The sequence below is a fragment of the Singulisphaera sp. GP187 genome, from assembly GCF_900129635.1.
Taxonomy (GTDB): Bacteria; Planctomycetota; Planctomycetia; order Isosphaerales; family Isosphaeraceae; genus Singulisphaera.
In genome coordinates this window covers 2,565,190-2,591,485 of the sequence record NZ_FSRB01000001.1, presented here as the reverse complement: position 1 = coordinate 2,591,485, position 26,296 = coordinate 2,565,190, and the positions used below count along the sequence as shown (strand labels likewise).

The window sequence follows — 26,296 nt, the reverse complement described above, 5'->3', positions numbered from 1 at the left end:
TGAGACGGACTCTAATCTAAGGAGGCCAGCCACGATGGCGAACCGCCCACTTCGTGTCGGCAACGGCGCTGGCTTCTGGGGCGACAACCTCGATGCGCCCTTTCTCCTGGCCAGCGCGGGCCAGCTCGATGTCCTGACTCTGGAATATCTCGCCGAACTGACCCTCGCCATCCTGAGCCATCTCCGCACGAAGGATCCAGCCGCCGGCTACGTCGCCGACTTTCCCGAATTGCTCGAGCGGTTGACGCCACTCTTGAAGGAACAGGCGGGCCTGCGGGTCGTCACCAATGCGGGCGGGCTCAATGCGAGTGCGTGCGCCCGGCGGTGTGCGGAGATTCTCGAGGCCGCGGGGCAGGGGGCCGAGCCGCTCGGGGTCGTGACGGGCGACGACCTGCTGGGCTCGATCCCGCGCTGGATTCGAGAGAATGTTGACCTCGCGCACATGGAGACCGGGGAACCGATCGCGACCGTGGCCGATCGCCTGGTCAGTGCCAATGTTTATCTGGGCGCGGAGCCGATCGCCGAGGCACTTCGAGGGGGAGCGCGGATCGTCCTGACCGGGCGGGTGGCCGATGCCTCGTTGACCCTCGGGCCGGCCTGCGCCCACTTCGGGTGGGCCTGGGACGACTGGACGCGGCTGGCGGGTGGGTCGGCCGCCGGTCATGTCATCGAGTGCGGGGCGCAGGCGACCGGCGGGCTCTGGCATCGCTGGCATGAGATCCCCAACCTCGAGAACATCGGCTACCCGATCGCCGAGATCGACGCCGACGGCACGAGCGTGATCACCAAGCCGGACGGAACCGGGGGGCTGGTCAGTGTCGGGACGGTGGCCGAGCAGATCGTCTACGAGATCGACGACCCCACCTGTTATCGAACGCCCGACGTCGATGTGGACCTGACCACGATCTCACTGACCGAGGATGGCCTGAATCGCGTGTTGCTTCGGGGAGCGACCGGCCGGCCGCCGAGCGATCGGCTCAAAGTCGCCGCGGTCTATCGCGACGGCTGGACGGCGAGCGGTTTGCTCGCCGTGGTTGGCCGTGGGGCCGAGGCGAAGGCGCACGCGTCGGGTTGGATCGTGCTGGAGCGGGTCCGGCGCGCGGGGTTTGAACTGGCCAACTCGCTGGTCGAATGCATTGGCGCAGGGAGCGTGGTGCCGGGGGTGGTGGGGGCATCGTCTCCTCCCTTCGAGGTCATGCTGAGAGTCAGCGTGCGCGACCCGAACCGCAAGGCGGTCGAGCGGTTCTGCCGCGAGTTCGCCCCCCTGGTCACTTCGGGGCCGTCGGGGATCGCGGGCTATGCCACGGGCAGGCCCTCGGCCCGCCCTGCTTTCGGGTACTGGCCCACGCTGGTCCCCCGCCACCTGGTTGAGGCCAGGACGGAAGTCAGACCGGCCGCGGAATGGTTGCGGAGGACGCTTTGATGTTCAGCGATCACCCGTCTGCCTCGCTCGTTCGCGTTGGAGACGTCGCCCACGCCCGGAGTGGCGATAAAGGGAACCGAGCGAACATCGGCGTCGTTGCGAACGATGCGTCTGGTTATGATTGGCTTAAGGAGATGTTGACTGCGGAGGCGGTCGCCGAATTCTTTCGACCGCTCGGGATTGGCGAAGTCCGGCGGTACGAGCTTCCCAACATTCATGCGCTGAACTTCGTGTTGGAGAACGCTCTGGGTGGAGGCGCGAGCCGGTCGCTCCGGATCGACTCGCAAGGCAAGGCCTTGGGGGTGGCGTTGCTCGAGATGCGGCTGCCTGGAACCGAGACCGCGAAGGGGGAATCATGAATGAACCGACCATTCTCCGGCACGATCAGGGGCCGGTCGTCATCCTGACCTTGAACCGTCCCCAACGTCGCAACGCCCTGTCACGGGACCTGGTGGCCGCGCTGAGCGATCACCTCACCAAGATCGAGGCTGAGCATAGCTCGCGCGCCGTTGTGCTGACGGGGGCCGACCCCGTTTTCTGCGCGGGGATGGACCTGAAGGAGTCGCTCCTCTCCGGAGAGTCCGAGGAGTCCGAGAAGCAGGCGATCGCCGACGTCCAGGGGATTGCCGACCTCGTGGATCAGGTCCATCGCCTCTCGAAGCCCACGATCGCTGCGCTCAATGGCGACGCCTTCGCTGGCGGGGCGGGGCTGGCTGTGGCCTGCGACTTCGTGATCGCGGCCGAGCATGCCAGGATCGGCTATCCCGAGGTCCGCCGCGGTCTGGTTGCGGCGGTCGTGATGTATGACCTGGTGCGGCAGGTCGGTGAGCGGAGGGCCCGCTCCTTGCTGTTGACCGGGGAGCCGATTTCGGCCGCCGAGGCCGAGCGCTGGGGATTAATCAATCGGGTCGTCGACCGTCGAACCTGCCTGAGTCAGGCGATCGAATTCGGTGTCTCACTCCTGGCCTCCGGGCCCCGGGCGGTGGCCACGACCAAGCGGCTGCTCGACGAGGTCAACGGCCGCCCCGCCAACCTGCGCGGTCCGGCCGCCGTGACGGCCGCCGTCCGTGTCTCCGAGGAAGCCGAGGAAGGGATGCGTGCGTTTATCCACAAGCGACCACCGCTGTGGAATTGGGGGCGTGATCGAGCCGCCGAGGAGTGAGCCCGAACCATGGCCCCTCAAAATGACCTATCGACCCCCTGGGTTTCTGACCTGACCGTGGGAGCCGTGCTGCGCCGGACGGCCGCGCGCTATCCCGACCGGGATGCCGTGGTTTTCCCGTCGTTGGCGATCCGCTGGTCGTGGCGCGAGTTCGATCGGCGGGTCGACTCGGTGGCCTCCGGCCTGCTGGCGCAGGGGGTCGAGCGCGGCGAGCACGTCGGCATCTGGTCGATGAACGCCCCGGAGTGGGTCATCGCCCAGTTCGCGGTGGGCCGGATCGGAGCGATCCTGGTCAACATCAATCCCGCGTATCGGCTCCACGAGCTGGAAGGGATGCTCGCGATGGCCGACGTCGCGACCCTGATCGTGGGCGATTCGTTCAAGGATTCCCACTTCGGGCAGATGGTCGAGACGATCTGTCCCGAGGTGGCTCGGGCCACGAGTACGAGTTGGACCTCGGCGAAGCTCCCCCAGCTCCGGCGTCTGATCTCCGTGAGCGATCGCCCCGGCCCCGGTTGGCTGAGCTGGACCGACCTCGAAACCGACGTCGTGCATGAAGCGTTACACGAACGTGAGTGCTCGGCGCAAGCGACCGAGGTCTACAATATCCAGTTCACTTCGGGAACCACGGGACTGCCCAAAGGGGCGATGCTTACCCATCGAAACGTGTTAATGAACGCGTTTTATATTGGTAAGCGCGTTCGGTACGGACCCGACGACCGAGTCTGCGTTCCGGTGCCGTTCTACCACTGTTTCGGGTGCGTGCTGGGGACCTTGGTGTGTGCCCTGACCGGTTCCGCGCTGGTGGTGCCGGCGCCGAGCTTCGATCCCGGGTTGACCTTGGCCGCGATCGACTCTGAGCGTTGTACCTCAATCTACGGCGTTCCCACCATGTTCGTGGCGGAACTCGGCCACCCCGATCGAACGCGTTTCGACCTCTCGAGTTTGCGGACCGGGATCATGGCGGGAAGTCCCTGTCCGTTGCCGTTGATGGAGGCCGTGGTCCGCGACCTGGGGGCGTCGCAAATCACGATCGGCTACGGTCAGACGGAAGCTTCGCCCATCATCACCCAGACTTCGGTGGATGACCCCATTGAGGTACGGGTCGGCACGGTCGGCCGGCCGATCCCAGGGGTCGAGGTGCAACTCGTCGACCCGGTCACGCGCCAGGAAGTCGAGGCGGGGCAAGCGGGAGAGTTACGGGTCCGAGGCCACGGCGTGATGGCCGGCTATTACAAGGCCCCTGAAGCGACGGCACGGGTCATCGACGCGGCGGGATGGCTGTACACCGGGGATCTCGCGATGCGGCGCGAGGATGGAAACTACCGGATCGTTGGCCGTTGCAAGGAGTTAATCATTCGAGGCGGTGAGAATATCTATCCGCCCGAAATTGAGGAGTTCCTTCATCATCATCCGGCCGTCGCCGAGGTGGCCGTGGTCGGGCTACCCGACGCCAAGTATGGTGAGGTGATCGCCGCCTGGGTCGTGCCTCGGCCAGGCCAGACCGTGACCGAGGATGACTTGCGCCACTATTGCCGGGGGCAAATCGCCCACTTCAAGGTTCCCCACTACATCCGGATCGTCGGCCAACTCCCCAAGACGGTGACGGGAAAGATCCGCAAGGTGGACCTCCGCGCCGAGGGCATCAGTCATTACGGGCTCGAGACCACCGAGACGATCCCGACGGCCTGAGCCTGCGTTCCCCCAAAAAAATAGGGACGGGCAATCCGGTCTTTGCACCGGATCGCCCAACCCCGTTCGATTAGAGCCCGCTGAGGTCGGCGGCGAGGAGGTCGATTCCCTTCTTGAGGTTCAGCCGGTCCACCGTGTCCGCCGCGATCGATACGGTCCACGACCGCCGGGGGGGCAGGCAGAAGCCGGCCAGGGTTGAGGGGAGGGCTGCTTCTTCCGTGGCGTCCGCATCCTTGGGGCCTCCCAAGGTCAGTCCGTTCAAAATCAGGGGTGAGCCGTTGTCGATCCGAATTTTGTAGGTCTTCTTCCCCTTGCTCATCTCTCCTTTGGAGAGCTTGCAGTGGACGAGCCGACTGAGGATCCCCGCCGCCGTCGAATCGGCGATCGCGGCCGCCTGATGAGCGACCTTCGCTTCCGCTTTATCGCTCGAGACCGGATCGATCTTCAACGTGAAGGAGCCGAGAGGGACCCAGGCTGCGCCTTGGCCGTCGGTAGAAGCCACCTGGATTTCGGCTTTCACGTCATCCAGGGCGGCCCGGAACGCGATTGCGGGCCCGGGCGGGCGGGCGGGGATGCTTCCCTTGGTCCGGAGACCGAGCATCGTCGATTTCTCTAAGAGGGTGCGAAGCTCGGCGGCTAAGGTGACGGTCGCTCCCTCGGTAGTCCGTACGTCCCAGTAGATCGTGCCCGACTCAAGTTCAGGCTTCCCACCCTTTATTGGATTGACCTGTGCGACGAATTGTCGCGCGAGCGCGATCTCATAGTCATTCGCCCACGGTTCGGCCATTCGCCTGACGTTCGGCCAGTCGATTCCCGCCGCGGTGTGCCACATCACGAGCTGGCAGACCGCCTGCGGCGCCTTATCCGTGGCGAGCCGCTGCAACGCGGCCTGGGTTCGCGGGTCGAGATTTAACTGACTAACATCACCGATCGCAAGCTTTTCACCCTTTTCGGGAAACCTGACCGTCGTCGCGTTGCCCGGATCGTTCAGGCTCACCAGGGCGGTGGGAAGGTGGCGCGTCTGCTTCGGATTGAGCGTCGTCTCTGGCAGGCTCGTGGGGGGAACCGAGCGGAACCCTCCCCCCATCATGCCACCCATACCACCGCCCATGCCACCCATGCCGCCCATGCCTCCCATGCCGCCCATGCCCATCATCATTCCTGACATGAGCGATTTCTGATCCCAACTATCCCGATCGCCGACGAGCGACATGATGAGGCGTCCGAGCATCATCATTCCCATCGACGCGGGCATTGTCCCACCCGACATGCCGCCCCTGCCGCCCATCATGCTGCCGCCCCTGCCCCCCATGCCGCCGCCCATGCCTCCCATGCCGCCACCCATACCCCCCATGCCGCCACCCATACCCCCCATACCGCCGCCCATACCCCCCATACCACCACCCATGCCCCCCATGCCTCCGAACTGGCCCGAGGCTCCGGTGGCGAGGAGCCCTGGGGGGAGGACAACACGGAGCTTCTGTTTCGACCGGTTGGTCAAATTAAGCGTCATCCGGCCGTCACCCGTGCCTTCGGCCTTGGCGGCGAGCTGCCCCGAGCGGAGTCCTTCGAGGACGTCGATCGTTTTGACGGTGTCCGCATCCTCGACGGTCACCTCGGAGCTCGTCGGCGCTTCGACAAGGTCGGACTCCCGGGCACGTCTCAAGACGGTTCGGACTCCGCGGGTCGGATTGGGACCCGCGTAGATCAAACCCGCGGGAACGACGGCGAACAGCCCTCCCGAGAGAAACGCAGGCAAGACGAGTACGCGTAGACTCAAGGCCATGAGAGACCCCCCTTTTCCGAAGTGAAGAGACAAAGCCCATGCGACGAAACAACGAAGACCCCGAGCGTATTCGGAATCAAGGCTCGCGTGGGGGGGAATGATGCAGAAGCATCAGCGCTGAGGGGAGGGATGCACAAGCACCAGCGCGGGGGGATGGGATGCGAAGGCGTCGACGCTTTTGTGACTCGGCAGTCAAAGAACTATAACGCGCAACGCCGGCATGCGAAAGAACATTCTCACTCACGTTTGCGCCCTCGATTCGTCCGATCAATCCGAAGCTTTTGGGACTCGCGGGGCCCGACTCAGGTCGTGCCACGAAATTGGGGGCTTCGGCATGAGGTTCCCCTCGCGACGGAGCACTCAGAAGCGGTATGCTTCTGGAGGGCGCAAAGTCATAGGAGACTGAATCCCTCGACGAGAACGCGCCTGGGAGTCGTTCGGATCCCGATCCGCCGGGTTGAATCGAGGCGGGCTCAATCGGCGCCTCGGGGATCCGGTTTTTGTTGCGAGTTTGCCGCCCCAAGCCGTGATCGCTCGCCCCAATCCGACGGGTTCGGAGTCGGTCCTTTTGCTCCACCGCTTGTGGTCAAGCCCCTTGAAACCGACTCTCAAGGATCGAGGGATCGCGCTGGTCTGCCTTCTTGGGTTCACCCAAGCCCTGGCTCAAGGCCCATCGCCCCCTTCGGCGTCGCGAGCGTCCCTCAAGGAACCGGTCCTTACGGGGTTGTCCCCCCCGGGCGTCACCGTGGGTCGTACGACGAAATGGACGCTCAGCGGGCGAAACCTTGATGGGGGCACGCGGCTCCGGAGCTCCGGAGTCGGGGTCGAGGTCTTGGAACCGAAGCTGACGGCCGACGGTCGGCTCGTGGTGTCGGCCCGTGCCAGCGCGTCGGCAGTGCCTGGAATTCGTGAGCTGAGGGCCGATGGCCCGTTCGGGCTCTCCAACCTTTTGCTCTTCCGCGTCGACACGCTCGATCCGTTCCCGGAAGTCGAACCGAATGACGACTCCGCCCACGCGAATTTACAGCGAGTGAACACGGTCGTCAGCGGAGTTCTCGAGGATCGCGACGTCGATCACGTTCGAATCGATGGGCCCGCGGGCGGGCCGCTCACCGTCGAGGTTGAGGCGCGTCGGTTGGGCTCACCCCTCAGGCCGGTTGTTACCCTCCTCGATCGCGAGGGCCGTTCCCTGATCCAAGGACGGGAAACCCCTGGCCTTGACGGTGACTGCCGTGTCACGTCGCGGTTTCCGTCCGATGGAACGGTCATCGTCCGGGTCCACGACGCACTCTTCCAGGGGGGCGAAGCGGCGAGTTACCGAATCCGCGTTTTTACGACTCCGTTCGCCACGGCGCTCTTTCCACTGGGGGGACCGCGCGGAGAGTCGATCGATGTCACGGCCTCCGGCGGCACTCTGGACGTCCCCCTGCACCAGCGGATTCTGCTGCCCGATCACCCTGGCTCGCTCGTCGAGCTCACCCCGTTTGACGGGCCGAGCGGGCGCCTACTCGTGCCCCACCGCCTCGTCGTGGGCGAAGGACCGAACCTTGTCGAACCGCGACTCGCACCGCAGGACCGGTCCGGGACGCGGCTCCCACGAGGTTCCACCGCCAACGGTTGGATCGCGATGCCAGGAGAGGTTGATCACTATCGCGTGGCAGTCCGGCGGGGTGAGCGACTCCGAGTCGCGATCCAGGCGGCGTCGCTCGGTTCGTGGCTCGACTCGGTGGTGACGATCCGCGATGACCAGGGGCGTCGAATTGCGGAAAACGACGATCCGATGGAGGGCGGCCCCTCTCTCGTTCCTCCTTGGGCTCCAGGTCGAGGGGCTTTTCCCACCGACAGCTTGCTCGTTCAAGAGGCGGAGGCCGATGGAGAATGGATCATTGAGGTTGCCGACCGTTACGACCATGGAGGCGCTGAGTTTGCGTACCGATTGACCGTCGAGCCGGCTCGGCCCGACTTCCGCGTGGCCTTCCCGCCGGATCTCGGTGCCCCGCGCTTCGGCTCAGGGGCCGACTCGCAAGGGCCGGAGCGGTTGAGCGGCCCGGCAGGGGTTTTGAACCTGGCCCCTGGATCGCGTTGCCGCGTGAACTTGAGGATCGCGATCGACGGTCGGATTGGCCCCATCGTACTGCGCGCGACCGGCCTGCCGGCCGGGGTCACGGCCGAACCGGTGACGATCCGGGCGGGCGGCAGTCGACCCACTACCGGGACAACTCGTCCACCGAGCCTTGTCGCGACGTTGATACTGCAGGTCGCCGACGATGCGGGGCCGGCCCTGGGGGAATTGAAGGTCATTGCCACGAGCACGTTGGCCGACGGGTCGGCCCTCACGAGGGGGGCGACGGTGTGGGTTCCCCTCGGGCTCGGGGATGACACACCGGCTCTCCGGCCGGTCTTCCGCGAGCTGTCCGCGGTACCGGTCAAGGTTCTCGGCCGGCGGGAGCCGAAGTGACCCGGAGGATCGCAAGGGGAGGGGGGCTTGCGTCGTTACGTGGGACCGGTCGTCGTTGGCATGACCGTTATTTGAGGGACATCAGAACCCCTGGTTGATTGCGTTTCCCGAAATCGACCGATGGCGAATGGTCGAGTTGCCGAAGAATAAGGGGAGACCCGTTCGAATAAACCGGGGTCGTCGGACGTCCAACGTCCTTGGAGCCTCACGGTTGGGACGGGTCAGTTTGGGAATACACTGGTGAATAATTCGGGCCAGGGAGGGCGATCTTTGAACGGGTCCTCCAGCAGCGGCCCCGTCCAGAAAGGTCCAACGCGATGTTGTGGCGACACCTTTGCCTGGCCCGGGCCTGGTCGGCCGCGGGCCTCTCGACCTGTTTGATCTTCGCAGGTTCGGCGTTCGCCGAGCCGGAAGAGCCGTCGCCCGCGGCCGGAACCGTCACCGAGACGGTTCGCGTGCTTGATGCGCGGCAGGCTGGCGATATTGAACTCGAGGTTCGCGGACAAGGTCAGGATCGGGTCCGATTTGCGATCCGCAATACCTCTGCCAAGCGATTGAACGTGGTGCTTCCTCCAGGCTTGGTGGCCGCGAGTGCCACGGGTCAGCGGGGCGGCGGTGGCGGTGGGTTCCAGAGCATGGGCCTGGGAACTCCGACCAATCAGCCCGGGGGATTCGGCCAGTTCCGTGGCGCGGTCGGCAGCGATGCCGGTCTCCATTCGATTCCGGTCGCTCCGACCGACGCGCAGACGAGCACCGTCACCGTTCCCGCGGGAAAGACGATCGACCTGACGCTCCCGGCGGTCTGCCTGAATTTCGGCATGCCGACGCCGACCGGTCGTGACCGGTTCGAGCTGATGGACGTCAACGAGTACACAGGCGACGCTCGGGTTCGCAAGGCTCTGCGAAGCCTCGCGACCCTTGGCACCAGCCAGGGTGTGGCCCAAGCCGCCATGTGGCGCGTATGCAATGACGTTCCGTTCGAGTTGATGCGCGCCCAGGCGAGCAAGGTGATCAACGGGCACGAAGTGGCACTGGCCGCGCGGTTCGTCGAAGCGATCGACGCATCGGGTGAGTCCGACGTGATCGAGCCAAGTTATCTCGCCGAGTCGCGTCTGTTCATCCGGGTTCAGGGTGAGGGTGAACTCGCGACCGAGGCGGCTCGTCTTCAGGAGGCGCTCCAGGGCTTGCACCTGATGGGCCTGCCGCTGTGCGTCGTCAGCGACAATGAGGAGCCCACGGCCGCCGTCCCTGCCCTCTTCTTGAATGTCACCCTGACCTCGAGCCAGGCGGGGGAGACTCGCGGCCGCGTGTTGGTGAGCCGTTCTTCGCAGCGGGAAGGGTGGCTTCCCTTGGGTAAGACGAGCTTCACGGAAGGCTCCACAGTTACGGTTCTCGACGGTCCGGGACTCGCCCGGGCGCTTGACCATGCCATGGCCGCCACGTTCGTCTCCGTCAAGGTCGCCCGCAAGGGAGCGAATAGCACGACTTTGAAGGTTGAGAACCGACTTCCCTTCACCCTGGCCAACGTCACCATCAAGGCGGGCGGATCGTCCGGTTCCCCGGCCGCACCGTACCGGGCGCTTGGAATTGGGCCGGCCCGTACCGGGCAGGTTTCGATCCAGGCCGCCAGTGGAACGATCGACCGCATCGAGCTCAACGGTCTTTGATCGCAGGCCCGAGGCCACACTCGAATCGGCGGCGCGGACTTCGCTCTGAAGACCGCGCCGCTTTGTCGAATCGTTCGGGACCAAGCTTCATAGGCTCGCGGTTTGCCAGGCTTGCCTTCGCCAGTTCTCTCCCGCTAGAATACAAATGTTGAAGCGCGACGGACCCGCTTGAGGTTCGTCGTTTCGATCGGCCTTTCGCGAGTGGAGTCTCATGCCGTTGGAGCGTCGCCGAGTGTATTACTCGGGCCGGGTGCAAGGCGTGGGATTTCGGTTCACCACCCAGCATCTCGCCCAGTCGTTTGAAGTCTCGGGCTATGTTCGCAACCTCGACGATGGTCGGGTCGAACTGGTCGCCGAAGGGGAGACGGCCGAACTTCAGTTGCTCCTCGACTCCATTCATCACGCCATCGGAGACAAGATCCACGCAGCGCGAACCGAAAGCCTACCCGTGGGCGAGCCCGAACTTCAGGGCTTTGAGATCCGGTATTAGTCCTCGTGTTTCTTGATCTCTGGCGAATCCAGGTGGCTCCAAGGCCGCCTCGAGCGGGCTCCTCAGTCATCGCTTCGAGGATTGTGGTTCGCTTCGGGCTTCGGCAGGGTTCAAGAGGACGATCAGGCGAGCGGCCTCCTTTTCCTTGGTTTCGACGGTTTTCGGGGGAGCATTCCTGATTCGTTTGTCAGACGGGGCCGGGATTTCAGGACGCATACGATCACTCAGGGGATTCTCAGGTCTCATAATCTCGGCCGAGCCAAATCTAGGGGTAAGGCCTCCTCCATCTTTCGAGTTATCGCCTCCATGAAAGCTCTCACCATCGCGTTCGCGACCGCCAAGGAAGCGATCAGGCAACCGGCCTTCTTCGTCCTGACGTTCATCGCCGGATCGTCCTTGATCTGTTCGGTCTTCGTGTCGTACTTTACGTTCGGCGAAGACATCAAGATGTACAAGGATACCGGGCTGACCACGATCTCGTTCGCCGGCCTGCTGCTGGCGCTGCTCACGGCCAGCTCGACGGTTGCCGAGGAGATCGACGGGAAGACGGCGATCACGCTGCTCTCCAAGCCGATCAATCGCCGGCAATTCATCATCGGCAAGTTCTTGGGAATCGAGATGGGGGTCTTGCTCCTGTTCCTGATCCTCGGATCGCTCTTCGGGATGGGCGTTTGGTACAAATACGCCTACGACCTGAGGGAATCGGCCGGTGGTGTTGCCGAATCCGCCAAGCAGCTCGATCAGGTCAAGCAGGTCTTGCCGGGCCTGGCCCTCGGGTTCTTTGAAGTGACGGTCCTGGCGAGTCTGAGCGTGGCGATCTCGACGCGCTTGCCGATGCTCGTCAACCTGGTGGTCTGCATCGCCGTGTTCTTCCTCGGTCACCTTTCGCCGGTCCTCGTGGATGTGACGGGCGGCGGCAATGTGAACGAGCTGATCAGCTTCATGGCGCAGCTTTTCGCCTGGATTCTCCCTTCACTCGAGTTCTTCAACGCCGGTCCGGCAATCTCAACCGGGGTGATGATTCCCTGGGTTGGTTACGTTCTGCCCGCTCTGGGCTATTGCGTGTTGTACAGTGGAGCATGCCTTCTGCTCGCGTTCCTGCTTTTCGAGGATCGCGACCTGGCCTGAACCAACGTGGGTCCCGGGCGACACGTGGGTTCTCCAAGACCGAGTTCCGACACCGCCCTCCTCTCACGTCGACGGGACATGACGCATGCAGCCGGACGCGTATCCTCGCGCTCGAAAGCTCCTCGAGAATCGCCCCAAGACGTTGGCGATCGCCAACGTACTGGGGGCTTTGCACTCGTTGCTGATCCTCGGGTTGCTGGGAGTGGCCGGTTTGCTTGCGGGGCTCCTCGCCTCGCGGGGCGTGGCGCAAATGCCCACCCGCGACCTGGCCAAGTTCCCCACCTGGGTGACGAGCCGCGAAACCGGGGTCGTCCATGACCAGACGGTCTTCGACGACAGTGGTCTCTTCCCGCTGGTCGCGGCCAACTGGTCAAGCCCGAACACGTTGCACCGCCAAGGAGCCCGAGCGCTCCTCAAGGTGATCCGCAACGTTCCCACCCTGATGAACAACGTCGGCGCGCTGACGAGTCTGCTGGCGATGGCGGCGGGCCTACTCTTGGCGATCAGCCTGATCGCCCAATATCGACGATCGGTCTTGGCCGAGGCGGCCAGCGAGGTCGCCACTTCCCTGCGCCGCCAGATTCACCGACAGATGTACCGGCTCGGTCAGTCCTCACTCCCGACCGAGGGGATCGGCCCGGTCGTCAACTTGCTGACCCGGGAAGTCAACGACATCCGTGACGCGATCTTCGCCGAGCTCGATCATTCGGTTCGGATGCCGGTCCTGGCGCTCGGACTCCTGGGGCTCGCCGTCTTCGTCTCCCCGATTCTGACCGTCTTTCTCGCCTCGCTCGGCGGCTTGATCTGGCTCACAGCGCGAGTTGTGAACAAGGATGCACGCCTCGTTTCCGACGCCGCGATGCGTGACGCCGCCGTTCAGCTCTGTCTTTTGCATGAAGACCTCGGCCTGCTCAGGCTGGTGCGCGTCTTCGGCATGGAGAATATCGATAAACAACGGTTTGACGAGCACCTCGAACGCTACCGTGACGCGGACTCGCGGCGGATCAAGACCGAGGGAAGGCTGAACCCGGCGAACGGTCTGCTCTATGGCGCTTCGGCCATCCTGGCCATCAGCCTGCTCGGGTACAATGTCGTCGTCGCACAACGGATCGCGCCGGCGTCCGCCCTGATTCTGGTCGTCTCACTCGCGGCGATGATTCATCCGGTGCTCGAGTGGATCCAGATGCGTCGGGTCCTCCGCCAGGCGAATCGGTCGGCCGAGGGGATCTTCGAGTTCCTGGAGCGAAAAACGGAGCTGCACCAGCACGGTGGAGCGCACTTTCTGCCGCCGATGCGCGATCGGGTCACCCTGGAAAACGTCTCGCTCGAGAGTCGCTCCGGGCGTGTCTTGCTCGACGGAATCTCCGCCGAATTTCGGGCAGGCACCCGGACCGCGGTGATGGGGTTGGATGAGGATTCGAAGCTCGCGCTCGCGTGTCTGATCCCGCGACTGATCGATCCTCAAGTCGGTCGGGTCCGGATCGATGGGCAGGATTTACGTGACGTGACCTTGGAGTCGGTTCGCGCTCAGGTCGCGATCGTGCTTCAAGCCGATCTCGTCTTCACCGACTCGGTGGCGATGTGCATCGGTCTGGGCGATCCGAGCTACGCGCTGCCCCGGATCATCGAAGCCGCCAAGGTGGCCCACGCACACAACTTCATTCAAGACTTGCCCCATGGGTACGACACCATCATCGGGCCCCTCGGTCACTACCTCGAACCTGACGAACTCTACCGGATTGCGTTGGCGCGGGCCTATCTCCACGACCCCTCCATCGTGATCATCGAGGAGCCGAGTGGTCCGCTCGACGACGACACGAAGCACTTGATCGATGATACGATCGCGCGGATCGGCCAGAACCGGACCTTGATCATTCTGCCCCATCGGCTCTCGACGATCCGGTCGTGCCACCAGATCATCATCTTGCAGAACGGCCGGGTCGAGTCGGTCGGTCAGCCCAAACAACTCCAGAACGAGAGCAAGCTCTACCGCCACCTCCAATACGTCGAGTTCAACCAGTTCGCAACCGGTGACATCGAGGCTGGGCAGATGAACGGTTAGAGTGGATCGTCGGCCCGGCCCTCAAGTTTTCAGCCCTGGAGGGACGGCCGTTCCACTGGGGCTGCGACGAACCCGCCAGTGGCGACGAGAAACCTTGGGTTGTTGCGATACTATTGCGATTCAAAATATCTGCGAGAATTCATGTCTTGTAGAGCGGGCACGGCCCACCATCTTCACTCCTTTTTGACAAGGAGATCGGGATGGTGGGCCGTGCCCATTGCGACTGTGAATTGGCGATGTCGCACACCTGATCAAAAGAAGTCGTCGACGGTCGGTGTGATCACCAGTTCGGGGACGTGGGCCCGCGGGTGGAGCTCCACCAGAAAGCGGACGGCCGCGGCGATGTCGGCCGGTTGAAGAATGGCCTCGCGCCGCTCTTGACCGACGGGGACGGGTCGGCCGTCGAGAATCGGGGTGTTGACTTCGCCGGGGTAGATCACGGTCGAGCGGATTCCCCGGGGGCCTTCTTCTCGGCCAATGCTAATTCCAAGCGCGGCCTGACCGAACTTGGAGGCGGAATAGCCTCCTCCACCCAGGACGCTGACTCGTTTTCCGGAGATTGAGGCGACCTGGATCACCAATCCTTGACGCCGTTCTCTCATCGAGGGGAGCACGGCGTGAACGAGGTTGAAGGCCCCGGTCAGATTGGTGGCGATCATCAGGTCCCAATCGGCGGGATCGAGAACTTCCAGCGAGCGATTGCGGACGTTGGTCCCGGCGTTACAGACCAAGACGTCAATGGCGCCGAGGTCCTTCAAGACGCCCTCGACCACGGTATTGACGGACGCTCGGTCGGCGACGTCGCAGGCGGCGACCAGGGCCGGCCCTGCCTTCTGCGTCAACTGATCGCGCGTGCGCTCGAGCTTCGCCTGGTCACGGCCGACCAGTGCGACGCGCAGGCCCATCTGATCCAGCGCCAACGCGATTCCCTGACCGATCCCACTGCCCGCCCCCGTGATCAGGGCGGTCTGAGTCTTTGTGGCCAATCCAACCTCCTGAATGCGAGAAAGCCCCGCCGTCGCGTCCCGAAGGACGAGACGGGCAGGGCCGATGATCGCTCGTAGCGCCGCGGATCGCGGACGACTCACTCGCGGCCGATTCTAACGGATTTTCCGGCTACGGGCAAACGCCGCTCGACGACCATGGTGCAGCGGTCCGGAGGGAGCCGCAACCGGAGGTGCGACGGCCTCGGTCGAGTCGGTTTGCTTCAGCTTTCCCGTCGGCCGCGTTTCGCCGAGCTGAATGCCTTTCCCGTTCGATCCCCAGAGTCGGATTGTGTTTTTGCCCGGTGTGCCACTGGCGAACGTATTGGAGAAGAGGCCCGCCAACTTGTCGGCACTCTGGTTGGTCACGAGCCGCCCATCAATAAAAATCGAGATGCCATTTGTTGTTGATGGGTCTGGTCCCGTACCGGGAGTGGGCGTCGGAGTCGGAGTGGGCGTCGGAGTCGGAGTCGGAGTGGGTGTGGGCGTCGGAGTGGGCGTCGGAGTCGGAGTGGGTGTGGGCGTCGGAGTGGGCGTCGGCGTCGGCGTCGGCGTCGGAGTGGGCGTCGGAGTCGGAGTCGGAGTGGGCGTCGGAGTCGGAGTGGGCGTCGGCGTCGGAGTGGGCGTCGGAGTCGGAGTCGGAGTCGGAGTGGGTGTGGGTGTGGGCGTCGGAGTGGGTGTGGGCGTCGGAGTGGGTGTGGGCGTCGGAGTGGGTGTGGGCGTCGGAGTGGGCGTTACCTCTTGGGGTTGGAGGTTCGGCTTTCCCGGCGGCGAGGGGATGAGACCGGCGGCCTTGGGAATATCGAGTCTGCCGATGCTGATTCCCGTTGCGGGGTCGGAGGCGGGGTCGGAACCCTGCTTGAGCCAGGTTTCGAGTTGATTGACGGTGGGAAGGGAGTTAAACCGCTTCGCATAAATCTGCTGGAGCAAGACGACTGCGCCGGTGACTTGCGGAGCGGCAAAGCTGGTTCCGTCGCCGCTGGAGAAGCCGCTGCCATTGGTGGGAGCGACGATCCCCTTGCCCGGTGCGGCGATATCCGTGGCCGCGACGCCGCCGATGGCAACGCCCAGGCGCTGAGCATCGGAGACAAGCTGATCCGACGAGTCGGTCGCGGTCACGCTGATGGTGTCGGGGATGATGGCGGTAAAGCCTTCGCCCTGCGCACCTCTGAAGCTGTTTCCCGTCGCCGAGATCACAGGAATCTTGAGCGTTTCGAGCGTGCCGACCAGGCTGGTAATGCGTTGGCCGACGCCGCCATCATGGGCGAACCAGTTCTGTGCGTAATTATTGCCGTCGGAAAGAGAAATATTGATGGCAGTAATGTTGTATTCGCTGTGGTGGTCGATCACCCACTGAAGCGCATCACCCACCCGGTTGAAATCGCTCTTGCCGTCGGTGCCGAAAACCCGAAGCGCAACGATATCGGCGCCGGGGGCGACGCCCGGATTCGACTTGTCGCTGGAGGCGATGATCCCGGCCACGGCGGTTCCGTGCGAGCTACCCGAGGGCATCGGATCCGAAGTGTTGTTGGAGAAGTCGAACCCCGCAACGACCTTATGTCCCGGGCCCAACCCCCCACCCAAGGCGGAATGGTTGTAGTTCACCCCGGAGTCGATCACCGCGACCGTCATCCCGGTCCCATCGACGCCGAACTGGGCTCGCGCCTGGGAGGCACCCACCAGGCTGTCGTAGTTTGCGATCGACGTGTCGTTGAGTGATGATGTGGTGGTGTGCGGCGTTGCAATTTGCGAACCACGTAAAGGCTGGTGGTGGGCCGCCGCGAGATGGGATGCGCGAGTGTGCGGGAGCTGCTGATGGTGTTGGGCGTTGTGGAACCGAGGAGTCGCCGATAAAAGGGTCCGTCCCTCCAGCGTTTCAATCTCAGGCTTATTCTGACAACGATCCGGGCGACGGGTCTTGCGGATCCACCCCATGAATTCAACCTCCCCAGACGACCGCCAAACCATTGGCTATGGCCGCCCCGCAATTCGATAGTGAACGCCCCCCTTCCATGGCGCATCACCGTCCCAAGCTGACTTATGAGCTGGGAGCGAGACGCGGCTACCGGAGTCAAATCAACGACTCCTAAGTAGGCAGAGCGCAAGCAATAGTTGATGGCGACGGACCATTCGAGGACGGAGGGCGGAGGACGGAGGACGGAGTCGTTCCGCTTCGCCAGACACCAGTCTCGAATGGGAGCCCCGAGAGTGTTGAATCACTGACCGCACACAACAGCAACGAGAGTGCCCGCGGGCGTCTCATCTGATCAATTGCGATGGCCTTGATTCATCCGATGAGCAGTCTGCTGGGGAGCATTAGACATCTTAGTCCAACATTCGTCCGGCACGGTTCCTCCCACGATTTCGGCACGCCAGGCCACGCTGCATCTTGCGGCGCGGGTTCAACCAGGCACCCCTCCGAAGTTCCATCACGATGGGGTTCGACTCTCTCCGCGAATTGGATCCCTCCGGTTGCGAGAGAGTCGGGCTTGGCTATAGTGAACGTTCCTGTCGATGCACTCAATCGAAGGCGACTGTCCTTCAGTGCCCCTTGTATCGGAAGAAGACCGCAGGGAGTTTTCGTCGAAACATGGAAATCATTGCTGTGATTCCGGCCCGCTTCGCTTCAACCCGACTGCCCGGCAAACCCCTTCTATCCGAAACAGGACGACCCCTGATTCAGCACGTCGTCGAGGCCGCACGCCGCTCAACCCGCCTCGACCGGATTATCGTTGCAACCGACGACCGGGCCATCGCCGAGGCCGTCGCCGGCTTCGGTGGTGAGTACGCAATGACCCGCGCCGACCACCCGAGCGGCACCGACCGCGTCGCCGAGGTGGCCGAGGGCTTGCCCGAGGCTGGGATCGTCGTCAACCTCCAAGGGGATGAACCGGAGATTACTCCCCACGCGCTTGACCTCGTCATTGCGCTTCTCGAAAACGATCCCGACGCCTCAATGGCCACCCTCGCCACGCCGATCCGCTCCGAGGCGGATTATCTCGACCCCTCATGCGTCAAGGTGGTCTGCACCGCCGCGGGGCAGGCCCTCTACTTCTCGCGCAGCCCCATCCCGTACCATCGCGATGGTCGGCCCGACGCCGCCTCGTCACTCCCGTTGGCCTATCTCCATCTCGGACTCTATGCGTACCGCCGTGATTTCTTGCTGAAACTGGCGACACTCCCCCCGTCGCCTCTTGAGAAGATCGAGAAACTCGAGCAACTCCGTGTCCTCGAAGCCGGCCATCGAATCGCCGTCGGCCTCGTCGATGAACCGAGCGTCGGCATCGATACGCCCGACGATTACCGCCGCTTTGTCGAACGCTGGCGGTCCGCGGGGGGCGAATGAGAAATAGGAAAAATATAAATATATTGATGTGGTTTTGCCGCGTTGCCGGGTTTTCCGCCCGGGTCCATTAACCCGGTGCCGTTGCCACAGCGTCAAACGAGCCAGCCCATGCGAAGGCCCAAAGACAGGGAGCTCACGCTCCCCGCTCGCCTTTCAGGCGAGCGAAATCCCTTGGTCGTTGGTCTTCGCTCGCCTTCCAAAGGCGAGTGGGGAGCGTAAGCTCCCTGGGTTCCGACTGACGAAGAGCCCCGGTAATGTGGCGACAGTCTCGCCATGAGCGGACTCACTCCTTTTCGCCAAAGGGTGCGTATTGATCCCCTCGGCCACTTGACCTTACCGTGAACCTAGTAGATACTGGGTTTATAGTAGCCAGGCGAAGGGGAGGCTTGATGAAGACGACACGACCGTCCGAACTGGAATTGCAGGTGCTTGCGGTTCTCTGGGACCGAGGGCCGCTGTCGGTGCGGGGGGTCCAGGAGGCGCTTCCCGACGGGAAGGATCGCGCGTACACGACGGTCCTCTCGGTGTTACAGGTGATGGAGAAGAAGGCCCTGGTCGGGCACTCGCAGCAGGGCCAGGCGCACGTCTATCACACGTTGGTGAAGCGTGGGCAGGTGTTACGACCGATGATGCGCGAGCTGTTGCGCAACGTCTTCGGCGGCAGCCCGGCGCGGGCCTTGCAATCGCTGCTCGACGGATCGAAGCTCGACGCGGACGAGCTCGCGCAGATCCGGCGGGTCATTCAAGACGCAGAGCAGAAGCTGGGCCCAGACGAGGAGGAGGCACCATGAACCACGCCCTCGCTCGCTTTGCGGAGCCGGCCTGGCGGCACCTTGTTTTTGCGCTCTTGCACACGCTCTGGCAAGCGGCCGTACTGGCGCTCTTGCTGGTCGTGGCCTTGCGGTGGGTCTCGGTCCGCCGTTCGCAAGCCCGATACCTGATGGCTTTGGTCGCGCAGTTCGCGGTCCTGCTGGCCGGGCTGGCGACCTGGGCCGTTCTTGAATACCAGCCGACGCTTCCACCGTCAGTTCGACCGGTCCCGCTCGCGGCCGACCGGGCCGGCGCCCTGGCGCCGCGGGTCCGGCCCGCGATCATCGGCGAGACCGCCGAGGCACCTACGCCAAGGAAGGTCGGCTGGGTGCCGGTGGCGGCCCTGGGATGGCTGGCGGGCGTGGTCATCATGCTGGCACGCACGACCGGCTCGGCGCTGGCGGCCGTTCGCCTGATGCGTGGACCACGGGTCCAGGATCGGGATCTCCTCGACCTGGTGGAACGGCTTAGACGCGAGATCGGCATCCGCTGTCATGTCCAAGTGGTCTCGTGTGGAGACAACCTCGGGCCGTGCGTGCTCGGCCTGGTCTGGCCGACAATCGTGCTGCCGATCGCGTTCGTGACCGGAGTGCCGGCCGAGGAGTTGCGGGCGATCCTCGCCCATGAGCTCGCGCACATCCGTCGACGCGACTATCTGTGGAACCTGGCGCAGATGCTCGTCGAGGCGCTCCTCTTCTTCAACCCGGTCGTCTGGTGGCTGGGCCGGCAGGTCCGGGTCGAGCGTGAGGCCTGCTGCGACGCGATGGCCGTGGCCTTGACCGGCCGGCCCCTCGACTATTCGCGGACCCTGGCCGACTGGGCCGAGCGCGTGCAACGGTCGACGCCGCACGCGGCTGCGGTCGCCTGGAGTGGGCCGCGGAATCATCCGTCCCTCCTCCGCGAACGGATTCTCCGGATCCTTCGGCCGGGCGAGCGGCCTCGGGCGCGGATCTCGTGGGGTGGGCTGCTTGTCCTTCTGGTGGTCGGGCCCGTCGTCCTGTTCGGTTTGCACCGAGGGACGCTCGTCGCGGTCAAGCTCGCCGCCCAGGTGCTCGCCCCCGCCGAGCGGCTCGAGCGACTCAAGGTCGCCCAGGCCGAATATGCGCCGGAGGAGCAAGAGCAGGGGACAGCGAGGGAGGGTCAGCGCAAGGCCACGATCAAGGGGACGATCCGCACCCCCAATGGCCTGCCCCTGATCAAGCCGATCAACGGTTTCTCCATCACGCGATCGCGGAACTCCACGTCCATGGCTGCGCTGGGGCCACTCAAAGAGACCTTCTCCTTCGAGTCGAGTGACGCGGGTTCGATGTATCTCTACGTCGAGCCCGAAGACTATGCCCCGACCTTTGTCGGCCCTTTCATCGCGAGGTGGGGCCAGACCGTTGAGGGTATTAACATCCCACTCGAAGCCGGTTTCCCCGCGCGAGTCCGCGTGGTGGACGAACGGGGGAAGCCGGCCGCCGGTGTGCGCGTCAAGGGGGGCCTGGTCATGGAGGGGGGCACCTGTTACAGCGGAGCGGGCTGGGTCACCAACGACGCGGGCGTCGCCACCATCCCCCATGCGTCGCGGCGCACCTATAGCCTCTCGATCAACGGTCCCGGATTTCAGCCCCTTTCCGCGGCTAGTGTGACGTTCAAACCGGACGTCGAGACCAGGCTGACTCTTAACCATGCACAGCCGACTCGTGGCGTGATCGTGACCAACGATGGCGAGCCGATCGCCGGCGCGCGGATCAAGCCCTTCTTCGTCGCCGGGCCGACCCAAAGCTGGTATCACGGCGCCGTCGAACCGGCGATGGCCGCCACGGACTCGGCGGGACGATTCACGCTCGATCGGCTCGAGGATGAGAAATCCTATGCGTTCTTGATCGAGACGGACACGCACGGTCGTCGGGTCGTGCCGGGGATCGTCGCCGGCCAGAGCGGCCTGCGCTGGGAGGTCGGTCCCGATCGGACGATGGCCGGCACGATCCGGGGCGATCTCGCTCCCCTCCAACAGGAGGGCGGCAAGCCGATTGTCCGGGTCAGCCAGACGGTTGCCATCCCGGATCTCCAGCGTGGCCAGCACTTTGAGGAATTCTCCTGGAGTGTGCCCGTCGCGCCGGCGGACGGTGGCGGCTCGTTCCAGGCCAAGGGCCTGCTGCCGGGCAAGACGACCGTGACGGCGGGAAAAGAGAGCCTGCGGCTGGTGGTCGAGCGGCCGGAGAACGCGGTCACGATCGACCTGTCTCAGCCCTTGGCGGAATCGAACCTGCGCCACGTGATACTCCGGATCAGTACGCCCGATGGGGCGGTCCGGCCGTCGGGGGCAATCGAGGTCGACGCGGCGCCCCGCGTGGTCGGGCCACCGGTCGTCAGTCTCAAGTTGCCGATCGAGCAAGGGAAAGTGGAATTCGATGCCCCGGTGCCTGGCCACGTGGCCTACCGATCGGCGTCGGTCATCGGCTACTGGTTTCCGAGTGACAGGTTTGATATCGAGCCGGGAACCGAGCCGAAAGAGGTCGAGGTACCGGGCGTGCCGGCCGGAGCGATCGTCGGGCAAGTGCTCGACCCTGCCGGTCAGCCGGTTGTCGAGAGTGTCTCTATCGGATACGCGGCGGTCGAGATGCCGTCGGAATTGAAGGGAGTACCCATCAGGGGATCTCAGAACGACGTCGCAGTCCAGGGTCGCATCTTTCTCTCCCCGTTACCGATCGGCGGCACATACGTCGTCGTTGCGTCCCAGGGCCACAACAAGCAGGTTAGCCGTCCAGTCAAGCTTGACGGCACGCGGGCGACCGAGCGCGTCGAGATCCGACTGGCGAAGCCCGCCACCGCCTCGGGGCGGGTCGTCGGCCCCGACGGGCAGCCGCTCCGGGGGATGCCGGTCAAGCTGAACTTGACGCATCCCCAGGCCGGCACGAGTTGGGACCCGCCCTTGCTAACCGATCGCGAGGGCCGGTTCCGGTTCGACGACCTCAACGCTGAGATTGGTCCTTACCGTGCCGTTCTCGACCTTCGCAAGGACTATCAGCCCGGCGAGGCCAATCTGAACCCGGGCGGCAGGCCGATCGAGATCCGTTTGAAGTCCGGCCACCTGGTGGCGGGCCGCGTCCTGGACGCGGCGACCGGGTGGCCGATCCCGGGGGTCGAGCTCTACGCTCACCTGCCCGAGTGGCGCGTGGGCGAACGCTACGCCTACGAGGCCGAGGGGCGGACCGACGCTCAGGGCCGGTTCCGGTTCAGCAACCTGCCGGACCGGCCCGTCAGCCTGAACGACCGTAGCGGCCTGCGCTGGCAGCCGCCGGACGGCTCACGCCGGGTCGAGCCCGGCCGGGGCGTGACGCTCGAGATCCGTGCGAACTTGCCGACCTGGAGCTCGCTCAAGCCGGTCAAACCCGCCGGGAAGTGACTCGGTGAACGCTGGCTTCCTTTGTGAGAGCAACTTTGATTTTTGCCAACGGAAGCCGGCCTTGAGGTCATGGTGCCGCGGGGGAGGCCGGGGCCGATTTCAGGGACTGGAGGAAACTGATCAGGTCGGCGAATTCGACCGGGGAGAGGGTATCGGCTAACCCCTTCGGCATCAGCGAGACGTCGCTGACGCGACGCTCCTCGATCTGGTTCTTGGGGATCCGGGAGACCTGAGCTTCCGCATCGACCAGTTCGATCTCGGTCTCGGATTCTGAACGGACGAGTCCGGTCAGGACCTTGCCGTCCTGCATCGAGAGGAGGACCGGTTGATAGCCCGTCGCGAGCCGATTCGAGGGCTCGAGGACTGAGCGGATGATCTCGGCTTTATCATATTTGAGCGCCAGGCCAGTGAGGTCGGGCCCGGCGTTCGCCGTCCCTTGGCCGCCCGCGGCGTGGCACTTCACGCAGCCGATGCCCTTGGTGTCGAAGAAGAGCGACTCGCCCTTTTTCGAATCACCGTCATGAGAAAGTGCAAAGGCCTGCAATTTCTCGGGCGAGTTCTCCTCGGGCCGGGCGGCCAGGGAAATCGAGGACGGTTCAGAGACGCGCACGCTGAACGACCAGACGCCGATGCCTTGACGCGTGACGACCAGGAATCGGTTTTGCCCCTTCTTGAGGTCGACTCGCACGAGGTCGGAGTCAGGAGCATACGGCCGACCGGCCTGGCTGCTCTCATGATGAACGACGCGTTCGTTGACTGTGAGAGTGATCGGGCCGCTCGAACCCACCAGCAAGAGCGCGGGGCGATCGCGGTCGGAAGCCACCTCGGCGTAAGCGAAGGCGCAGAGGTTGGGAGATCCGTTGGTATCGTAACCGAACCCACCGCGGTCGCCGGCCCCCTCCTTCAGGTCGTCGAGGGTCACTCGTCCCGTCAGTGCATCGGTCTTGCGCGGGGTCCAGGCGATCGTCCGTCCCTCGGCGCCGGTGTGGGATCGGGCGAAATCGATCGCCGTTTCGGAGACGAAGACTTGCGCGGTGGTCCGTGGGAACGGGCCGATCACCCGCCAATCGACGATCGGTTGGAACCGAGCAAGCACTCGCTCCAGCGCCAGGGCCGCGGGTCCACTGAGCTTGCCGGATTGCAGTTGCTTGGTAAGGTCGCCAGCCACCTGGTCGCGGATCACCAGCAGGGCGGATTCCCCCGCGCGGCGAAGTTCGGGGTTCCGGTTCTGAATGGCGGAGAGGTAGAGCGGCAACGCCTGCGCGTCGGGCATGGCCGCCAGCGCCATGGTGGCGTAGTCCCGGTACGCATCCTCGTTAGCCACCGTGAGGAGCCGAGGAATCGCTTCACGAATGTTCAAGCGGGCCAGCACCGTGATGGCCGTGATCCGGACCTCGGGCGCCTTGTCGGTGAGCCGGTCGATCACCGACTGCTTGACCTCCGCGGGGAGTTTCCGCTTGGGGTTGAATGACAGCAAGGCGGCCTGACGGATCTCAGCCGTCGGATTCTCGAGGAACGCGGCCACGTCGTTGGCGGGCAGAACTCCCTCTCGGCCGAGCTCCGGCAAGGCGCGGGCGATTAGCGAGGCCGGGGCCTTCGGGTCATAGACGAACGAGAGCCGGGCTCGAAGCACTTGCGCTCCTCCCAACCTTCCCAGGGCGTCGAGTGCCGAGGCACGGACCGGCTCCGGCCGTTTCGGATCCTGAGCGATGAGTGCCAGGTTGGTCGATGCGTGGACGTCGCCCAAGACCCCCAGCGCCTCGATCAGACCCTTGAGGTTGGGCTCGTCCGTTTCCGTCATCAAACGCGACCGAAGATAGGGGGCGGTCTCGGATCCGATTGTGCGAAAGGCGACGATCGCTTGGGCGCGAACGGCCGGATCGCGGTCCTCCAGACCAAGCGCCAGGCCTCTCAGGACGTTGGCCATCGCCTTGCGATCCCAGTCGACGGTTTTTTGGGGGAGCTGTCCCGCGAGCGGGTTGGTGCCGAACCATTGGCCGGTCCATGGGGTGTACTGGCGATAGAGTCCGCCGAGGGTGACGACGATCCGGGATCGGATCGTGCTCGATTCCGTCGCGGTCAACGCTTTCACGAGAGCTTGGACCACGGGCAAGGCCCAGGCCTCGTCGGTCAACTTGAGGGCATCGTCGCGGCGGCGGTCGTCGAGCAAGGCTTGGACGAGTGCCTCCTCATTCCAGGTCATCAGCGTCCGGATCGCATGCCGGATCGCCCAGGCGGCCACGTTGTCGGAGTCGCCTAGGGCCGCCATGAGCGCGGGTCCTGCGCTGGGATCACCGAGTTTGCCAAGCGCGATCGCCGCCTCGCGACGAACGGCCGGGTCGCGGTCGCGAAGCAGGGAGCTCAAGCCAGTCAGGAGGTTACGGTCACGGCGAATCCCGGCGTGCCGCGCGGCTTGGAGGCGAAGCTCGGCCTGATCGTCCGTGAGCACCGCGGCGATCGCGTCGCGGGCCTCGGGGGTATCGATCGCGTCGAGCGCCCAGAGCGCGTGCAGTCGGCCGAGTCCGGGTTCACTCTGCTTGAGCCGGGTGGTCAGGGGGGCCACCTGGCTTGAACCGAGCCGCGCCAGGCTGCGCTGCGACTCGAGGCGGACGGAGAGTGCCGGGTGATCGAGCGCGGCCAGTCGCGTCGTGGGGTCGTCGCCTTGCGGGCGTGGGCTTTTGTCGGGGCGGTCCGGCCCCTCGTAGGTCAGATGGTAGAGCCGCCCGGTCTGGGGGCCGTCGGCGAGCCAGCTATTGAAGGCCCAGTCGACCAGCCAAAGGCCCGCGCCATCGGCGGAAACCGCGAGCGAGAACGGTCGGAAGTCGGTCAGGTCTCCCTTGGTCACGAACGGGGTCTTCTCTTTGAGGCGGAATGTGCCGCCGGCTTGCTCGACGTTGTATCGGAAGACGGTGGACAGCCCCCAGTCGCAGAAGAACAGGTTCCCGCGATACGACGCCGGCAGTCCGTCCTCGTTGTAGCAGAGGCCCTGGGCTCCCGAGCCGCCGATCTGGCCGGCGACGATCGGCAAGGCTCGGTTCGGAGTCAGGAGAAATTCGTAAGGATAGCCGTAGTGGCCGCCAACAATGTGGTGAGTCAGGCTGTTGGGCCACTTCTTACTGTCGTCGTCATTGCCGTATGTGAATATGTCGTCGTTTGCGCTGAGCGCCACCGACAGGGGGTTGCGCTCGCCGGTTGAGACGACCTCGAGTCCGGTGCCGTCGGGTCGGATCCGGATCACGCCCCCGCCGAAGAGCTGAATCGTGGCGCCGTCCTTGCCGACTCCCTTGGGAATTCCCTTGTCACCGACCGCGATATAAAGATATCCGTCGACCCCGAGGCGGATCCCGGAGGGGACGTGGTCGTTGATTCCGTTGAAGCCGGGGAGCTTGGGCCCGAGTCCGGTCATGAGGTCGACGCGGGAGTCGGCCTTGCCGTCGCCGTCGGTGTCGCGGAGCGCCGAGAGGTACGGGGCGTGGACGACGTAGAGGGTATTTTGAACCCACTCAAGACCCATCACACTCCAGAGCTTGTCGGCGAACAGCTTGACCTTGCCGTCCTTGAACGAGACGATCGAGTCGATTGGCTGGGTCGGTGGCCCCGGCATGTCCATCGGGTCTTGGCCGATGTAGAGGGTCCCGTCGGTCGCGGCGACGATGGCCGTCGGGAACAGGATATCCGGCGCCTGGGCCGCCCGTTCAATTTTCCAGCCGTCAGCCGGCTTCGGCAGCGGGACCTTGTCGGCGGCCTGGGCGGAGCTGGAAACCAGGCAGACCACGAGTCCGATCGACCGGAGATGATACATTGCGACGTAAACCTCGAACGGGATGCCAACCGGGGTAGATCGTCTCAATTCGGCAGGGAGTCGTTCCCGCAGGATTGTAGCGAATCCATGATCCTC

The 26,296-nt window shown here is 64.5% G+C and carries 16 protein-coding genes; 12 read left to right on the top strand and 4 right to left on the bottom strand.

All coding sequences use genetic code 11. The annotated features are described in order from the left end of the window. The first annotated feature begins 34 nt into the window (after positions 1–34). Genes BUS42_RS10110 through BUS42_RS10095 form a run of 4 tightly spaced genes read left to right on the top strand, consistent with a single transcriptional unit; the run spans position 35 to position 4,277 of the window. Positions 35–1,423 carry an acyclic terpene utilization AtuA family protein gene (locus BUS42_RS10110; RefSeq protein ID WP_074306802.1) on the top strand — a complete coding sequence of 463 codons (1,389 nt, stop codon included), beginning with the start codon at positions 35–37 and terminating at the stop codon, positions 1,421–1,423. Further along, on the top strand, positions 1,423–1,782 hold the full coding sequence (locus tag BUS42_RS10105; protein WP_074306801.1) for an AtuA-related protein: 360 nt from the start codon (positions 1,423–1,425) through the stop codon (positions 1,780–1,782). The genes BUS42_RS10110 and BUS42_RS10105 overlap by 1 nt, the downstream gene beginning before the upstream one ends. Then, on the top strand, positions 1,779–2,585 hold the full coding sequence (locus BUS42_RS10100; protein ID WP_074306800.1) for an enoyl-CoA hydratase/isomerase family protein: 807 nt from the start codon (positions 1,779–1,781) through the stop codon (positions 2,583–2,585). Before BUS42_RS10105 ends, BUS42_RS10100 begins: the two co-directional genes overlap by 4 nt. 9 nt (positions 2,586–2,594) lie before the next feature. Continuing rightward, on the top strand, positions 2,595–4,277 hold the full coding sequence (locus tag BUS42_RS10095; protein WP_074306799.1) for an AMP-binding protein: 1,683 nt from the start codon (positions 2,595–2,597) through the stop codon (positions 4,275–4,277). 70 nt (positions 4,278–4,347) lie between these two features. On the opposite strand, the gene BUS42_RS44315 is transcribed toward BUS42_RS10095, so the two are convergent. Continuing rightward, positions 4,348–6,063 carry a hypothetical protein gene (locus tag BUS42_RS44315; protein ID WP_216821021.1) on the bottom strand — a complete coding sequence of 572 codons (1,716 nt, stop codon included), beginning with the start codon at positions 6,061–6,063 and terminating at the stop codon, positions 4,348–4,350. Between the two features lie 568 nt (positions 6,064–6,631). Here BUS42_RS44315 and BUS42_RS10085 point away from each other — a divergent pair. The 5 genes from BUS42_RS10085 to BUS42_RS10065 all read left to right on the top strand — a co-directional run bounded on the left by BUS42_RS10085 (position 6,632) and on the right by BUS42_RS10065 (position 13,868). Continuing rightward, on the top strand, positions 6,632–8,521 hold the full coding sequence (locus BUS42_RS10085) for a hypothetical protein (protein WP_254053422.1): 1,890 nt from the start codon (positions 6,632–6,634) through the stop codon (positions 8,519–8,521). 317 nt (positions 8,522–8,838) lie between these two features. Continuing rightward, positions 8,839–10,188 carry a hypothetical protein gene (locus tag BUS42_RS10080; RefSeq protein ID WP_074306798.1) on the top strand — a complete coding sequence of 450 codons (1,350 nt, stop codon included), beginning with the start codon at positions 8,839–8,841 and terminating at the stop codon, positions 10,186–10,188. Positions 10,189–10,399: 211 nt separating this feature from the next. Next, entirely contained in the window at positions 10,400–10,678 is a 279-nt protein-coding gene (locus BUS42_RS10075; RefSeq protein WP_074306797.1) for an acylphosphatase, read from the top strand. A gap of 306 nt (positions 10,679–10,984) precedes the next feature. Continuing rightward, positions 10,985–11,806 carry an ABC transporter permease subunit gene (locus BUS42_RS10070; protein ID WP_074306796.1) on the top strand — a complete coding sequence of 274 codons (822 nt, stop codon included), beginning with the start codon at positions 10,985–10,987 and terminating at the stop codon, positions 11,804–11,806. A gap of 85 nt (positions 11,807–11,891) precedes the next feature. Then, on the top strand, positions 11,892–13,868 hold the full coding sequence (locus BUS42_RS10065) for an ABC transporter ATP-binding protein (protein WP_074306795.1): 1,977 nt from the start codon (positions 11,892–11,894) through the stop codon (positions 13,866–13,868). Between the two features lie 251 nt (positions 13,869–14,119). Here BUS42_RS10065 and BUS42_RS10060 read toward each other — a convergent pair whose 3' ends face one another. Next, positions 14,120–14,854: an SDR family oxidoreductase gene (locus tag BUS42_RS10060; RefSeq protein WP_074306794.1), complete on the bottom strand. Its 735-nt coding sequence runs from the start codon at positions 14,852–14,854 to the stop codon at positions 14,120–14,122. A gap of 114 nt (positions 14,855–14,968) precedes the next feature. Next, complete coding sequence (locus BUS42_RS41795) at positions 14,969–16,786, bottom strand: S8 family peptidase (protein ID WP_159452193.1); 1,818 nt, start codon at positions 16,784–16,786, stop codon at positions 14,969–14,971. Positions 16,787–17,441: 655 nt separating this feature from the next. Between BUS42_RS41795 and kdsB the strand changes: the two genes are divergently transcribed. From kdsB to BUS42_RS10035, 3 genes are all read left to right on the top strand, one after another. Continuing rightward, positions 17,442–18,197 (top strand): 3-deoxy-manno-octulosonate cytidylyltransferase, encoded by a 756-nt coding sequence (gene kdsB, locus BUS42_RS10045; RefSeq protein WP_074306793.1) that lies wholly within the window; start codon positions 17,442–17,444, stop codon positions 18,195–18,197. 389 nt (positions 18,198–18,586) lie between these two features. Beyond that, complete coding sequence (locus BUS42_RS10040; RefSeq protein ID WP_074306792.1) at positions 18,587–18,988, top strand: BlaI/MecI/CopY family transcriptional regulator; 402 nt, start codon at positions 18,587–18,589, stop codon at positions 18,986–18,988. After that, entirely contained in the window at positions 18,985–22,398 is a 3,414-nt protein-coding gene (locus BUS42_RS10035) for a M56 family metallopeptidase (RefSeq protein ID WP_074306791.1), read from the top strand. Before BUS42_RS10040 ends, BUS42_RS10035 begins: the two co-directional genes overlap by 4 nt. Before the next feature lie 67 nt (positions 22,399–22,465). On the opposite strand, the gene BUS42_RS10030 is transcribed toward BUS42_RS10035, so the two are convergent. Beyond that, complete coding sequence (locus tag BUS42_RS10030) at positions 22,466–26,248, bottom strand: HEAT repeat domain-containing protein (RefSeq protein WP_254053421.1); 3,783 nt, start codon at positions 26,246–26,248, stop codon at positions 22,466–22,468. Positions 26,249–26,296 lie beyond the last annotated feature (48 nt).